This is a genomic window from Endozoicomonas sp. ONNA2, from assembly GCF_024606365.1.
In the GTDB taxonomy this organism is placed as follows: Bacteria; Pseudomonadota; Gammaproteobacteria; order Pseudomonadales; family Endozoicomonadaceae; genus Endozoicomonas.
The window spans coordinates 1-4,212 of the sequence record NZ_JAHHPO010000350.1 but is presented as its reverse complement, the minus strand read 5'-3'; the positions used below and the strand labels follow the sequence as shown (position 1 = coordinate 4,212).

Below are 4,212 nucleotides of genomic sequence, written 5' to 3'. Positions count from 1 at the left end.
AATCAGTGCTGTTGACCGAATCAGTGCTATTGGCCAAATCAGTGCTATTGGCCAAATCAGAACCATTAACCGAATCAGAGCGATTAACAGAATCACTGCTATTGAGCGAATCGGAACGAGTTACCGAATCAGAGCCATTACTCATAACAGAATCATCCGTGGCTGCTTTATCATCTTCATCGGTATCGTCAATCTTCACCCTGGCTGTGAACAGACACGACAACTCTTTAATGCAATCGTCGTCTGGATAGCGATTGGCAAAGTTCAGTGGCGTGCTCCCTCCACAGCCAATAGCCCTGGTATGCGCTGCGCTTTGCAACAGCAATTTCATGCAACCGATGTGGCCATGCATGGTGGCGTAATATAATGGTGTGTTGCCTTTTTCATCAAGGGCATGAATATTCGCGTTTGCCCTGATTAACAATGCAAGGCACTCTTCATAGCCTCCTTCAGCGGCAAAGTGGAGCGGCGTTGCACGTCTACCCTGGTTATTCTCATCATTGGCCAGGGCAGGATCAAATTTCAGCAATACCTCGACAGTCTCAGTTTTGCCATAAAGAACCGCCAGGTCGAGAGCCGTTATGCCGTTGACATCCGTGCTATTGGCCAGGGGGCCGTAATACAGCAACGCCTCGACGGTCTTTGTATGGCCTTTTCGAGCAGCAAGATGGAGGGCTGTATTGCCATAGTAATCACCAACTTCAACCAGTGAGCGGTCAATTTCCAGCAATGCCCTGGCGGTCTCGGTATGCCCCCCAAGCGCAGCCAGGTGGAGAGCTATATGACCATCACCATCTTCTTCTTTGGCCAGGGAGCTGTCAATGTCCAGCAGTAGCCTGATGGTCTCTGTGTGACCTTTGCCAGCAGCCAGGTGGAGAGCCATACTGCCATCGTCAGCCTTGGCCTTGACCAGGGACCTGTCAATTTCCAGCAAGTTCCTGACGATCGCTGTGTGACCTTTGTGGGCAGCCAGATGCAGAGCCATATTGCCATTATTCTTGACATTGATATTCACTCCGTTGTCCAACAACAGTCGTACACAATCACAGCTGCCATTATCGGCGGCATGGCAAATAAGGTGCAGATCACTGTGCGCAATGTCAGGATTGTGTTTCAGGATGTTCTCAAGAGCTTCCGCATCACCTGATTTGCAGACATCAATAACCAGGGGTTGGCCACAACGCAATACTTGCCGTTTTGGCTGATAACATACGCAACATTGCCGTTGCATCAGCATCAGTTCCAAACACGCTTCAGGAATACAGTTCAAGTGAAACTGGTGTGGTGGCTGGCATGATGTCCTGACCAGCGAATACCTGCCAAGTTGGCTTGATTTTCGGGGATTTTTACATTCTTCATCATGGCAAAGCGAAGCATTTGAATGATTGCCCGGAATTCTATAATCAGTTAGCCCACCTGACCCTCTACCAGAAACTCCCAACAGCTCTGGAAACATGACTGGAAACACGACTATCTCCCCTTATTCCCCGCTATCTCCCAAGTAAATTACAAAAAATTGATAAGTTACCCTGCAAAATAAACGTGTCAAAAAAAGGCAATTCAAATGCGGAAAAACGCAGCTCAAAGTGTAGTATGCAACCCCTGTACGGGGGTTAAAAAAAAATCAGAAGTCCTGTCCGGAAAAAATTTGTCATTTTCAGGAAACTTCAGGTTCCGGGAAAGGTCTGATAACTCATGAACAATTTCAGCCAAAACAGTGTCAGACAAAACAATCTCAGCCAAAATAATCTCAGCCAAGATTGTCCAGTTTGCCTGCAACCTATTGCTGGAAGGCCGGGGATAAGACGCTCCCGCACTGCTATGGCCCTGACCCGAAAGGTGCGGATAGACCCGGCCACAATCATAAGGCTACAGCCGTGTGCTCATGAATATCACCACGCATGTATCAGCGAGTGTGTGAAACAAACACCACGATGCCCACTGGACCGCCGCTTGATAATGGGCAGCATTCCCTCCATGTCTTGCCATGTGAATCTGCGCAAGGAGCTGCTCAAGTCAGTTGTGGGCAACCAGAGCGATAATGTGAAGGATATTCTGTTAACCGGGCTCAAACCTGATCAGCGATCGTTCTTCGACAGGAAAAATCCTTTAACCTTGTCGTTAAAGAAAGAAAATTGGGAAATAGCAGCACAGCTGATCAGCGCGGGATGGATCACCAAAAGTAAAACAGCGCAAAATAACCTTGCCTGGATGTACTTTAATGGCCTGGAGGTGGAGCAGAACTATGCCAAGGCCAGGCGCTGGTATCGCAAGGCCGCCGACCAGGGGTACGCTATCGCGCAAAACAGCCTGGGCACCGGGTACTTTAAGGAGCAAAACTACGCCGAGGCCTTGCCCTGGTTTCGCAAGGCCGCCGGCCAGGGGCATGCCGATGCGCAAAACAGCCTGGGCTGGATGTACTTATACGGCAAGGGGGTTGAGCAGAACTATGCCAGGGCCCTGACCTTGTTCCGCAAGGCGGCCAGGCAGGGGTTCCACTGCGCACAAAACAACCTGGGCTGGATGTACCATAATGGTTTGGGGGTGAAGCAGAACTTCGCCAAAGCCCGGACCTTTTATCTCCGGGCCGCCAGCCAGGAAAACACCGCCGCACAAGCCAACCTGAGCGCGATGTTCCAGCAGAGACTGGAGGCAGGGCAAAACATCGTGGAGGCCTTTAACTGGTTTCGCGAGGCTGCCAATAAGGGAGACGTTGGTGCACAACACAGCCTGGGCATGATGTACCTCAATGGAAAGGGGGTGGAACAGAACTACGATGAGGCTTTGCAGTGGTTCCACAAGGCCGCCGACCAGGAAGATGCCACCGCACAAAACGACCTGGGCTTGATGTTCTTCAGGGGACTGGGGGTGAAACAGAACTTCGCCGAAGCTATAACCTTGTTCAGCAAGGCTGCCGATCAGGGATTCGCCGCCGCACAAAACAATCTGGGCGGGATATACCTGGAGGGTCTGGGGGTAGAGCAAAACTACGCCGAAGCCCTGCTCTTGTTCCGCAATGCCGCCGACCGGGGATGCGCCGAAGCGCAAAGTAACCTGGGCTACATGCACCTGAAGGGTCTGGCAACGGAGCAGAACTACGCAAAAGCCCTGACCTGCCTGGGCAAGGCTGCCGACCAGAAATGCGCCGCTGCGCAATATCTGCTGGGCTGGATGCACCTGAAAGGCCTGGGGGTAGGGCAGAACTTTGCCGAAGCCCTGTCCTGGTTCCGCAAGGCCGCCGACCAGGGGTATGGCGCTGCTCAAGACAAGCTTGACCGGTTGGAAACAACTGGCAATGAATTCACTCCAATTCAAGGAATCGAGAAAACTGAAACTCCTGAATTCAGTACTATTGAACCATGAATATTTTCATTTTTCCGGAAACTTCAGGTTCAAAAAAAAGTCAGACATTTTATGAACAATGTTGATAAACCTTGTGCGGTCTGCCTGGAACCGATCAATGAAAGTCCCGGCATCAGGCGCTCGCGAATTGCAGCGGCCCTGGCCCGATTGGTGCGAATAAAAGATCCGGCCACGATCATAAGACTACAGCCATGTGGTCATGAATTTCACCACGAATGTATAAGTATAAGCGTGAAACAAAAACCATTATGTCCAATGGATCGTCGCTTGATAATAGGCACTACGCCCCCAATGTCCCGCCCCTTGAATCTGCGCAAGGAGCTGTTTAAGTCAGTTGAGAACAACCAGACCGATACTGTGAAGGATATTCTGTCAACCGGGCTCAAACCTGATCAGCGCTTGTCCCTCGACAGGAAAAATCCTATAACCTTGTCGTTAAAGATACATAATTGGGAAATATCAGCGCTGCTGATCCAGGCAGGATGGACCACTAAAAGTAAATCAGCGCAAAACAACCTGGGCTGGATGTACTATTTTGGCCTGGGGGTGGAACAAAACCATGCCAAGGCCAAATACTGGTATCGCAACGGCGCCGGGCAAGGGTCCGCCATCGGCCAGCTCGGCCTCGGCACCATATACTTTAATGAACAGAACTACGCCGAGGCCTCGCTCTGGTTCCGCAAGGCCGCCGACCAGGGGAATGCCGACGCGCAAACCAACCTGGGCTGGATGTACTTAAAGGGCATTGGTGTGGAGCAGAACTTCACCAAGGCCCTGACCCTGGTTCGCAAGGCCGCCAAACAGGAAGACGCCCTCGCGCAAAACAGCCTGGGCTGAATGTACCTGAAT

The 4,212-nt window shown here is 51.3% G+C and carries 3 protein-coding genes and 1 pseudogene; 3 read left to right on the top strand and 1 reads right to left on the bottom strand.

All coding sequences use genetic code 11. The features are described from left to right. On the bottom strand, positions 1-1,237 hold a 1,237-nt coding region (locus KDK14_RS06355; protein ID WP_257264177.1), incomplete at its 3' end, for an ankyrin repeat domain-containing protein. A gap of 722 nt (positions 1,238-1,959) precedes the next feature. Here KDK14_RS06355 and KDK14_RS06350 point away from each other — a divergent pair. The 3 genes and pseudogenes from KDK14_RS06350 (at position 1,960) to KDK14_RS06345 (ending at position 4,200) form a co-directional block, all read left to right on the top strand. Next, a complete protein-coding gene (locus KDK14_RS06350) occupies positions 1,960-3,363 on the top strand; it encodes a tetratricopeptide repeat protein (RefSeq protein ID WP_257264176.1) in 1,404 nt (467 codons plus the stop codon). Positions 3,364-3,414: 51 nt separating this feature from the next. Beyond that, a pseudogene (locus KDK14_RS21665) lies at positions 3,415-3,609 on the top strand (hypothetical protein); the annotation flags it as partial. Between the two features lie 21 nt (positions 3,610-3,630). Then, complete coding sequence (locus KDK14_RS06345) at positions 3,631-4,200, top strand: tetratricopeptide repeat protein (protein ID WP_257264175.1); 570 nt, start codon at positions 3,631-3,633, stop codon at positions 4,198-4,200. Positions 4,201-4,212: the final 12 nt, after the last annotated feature.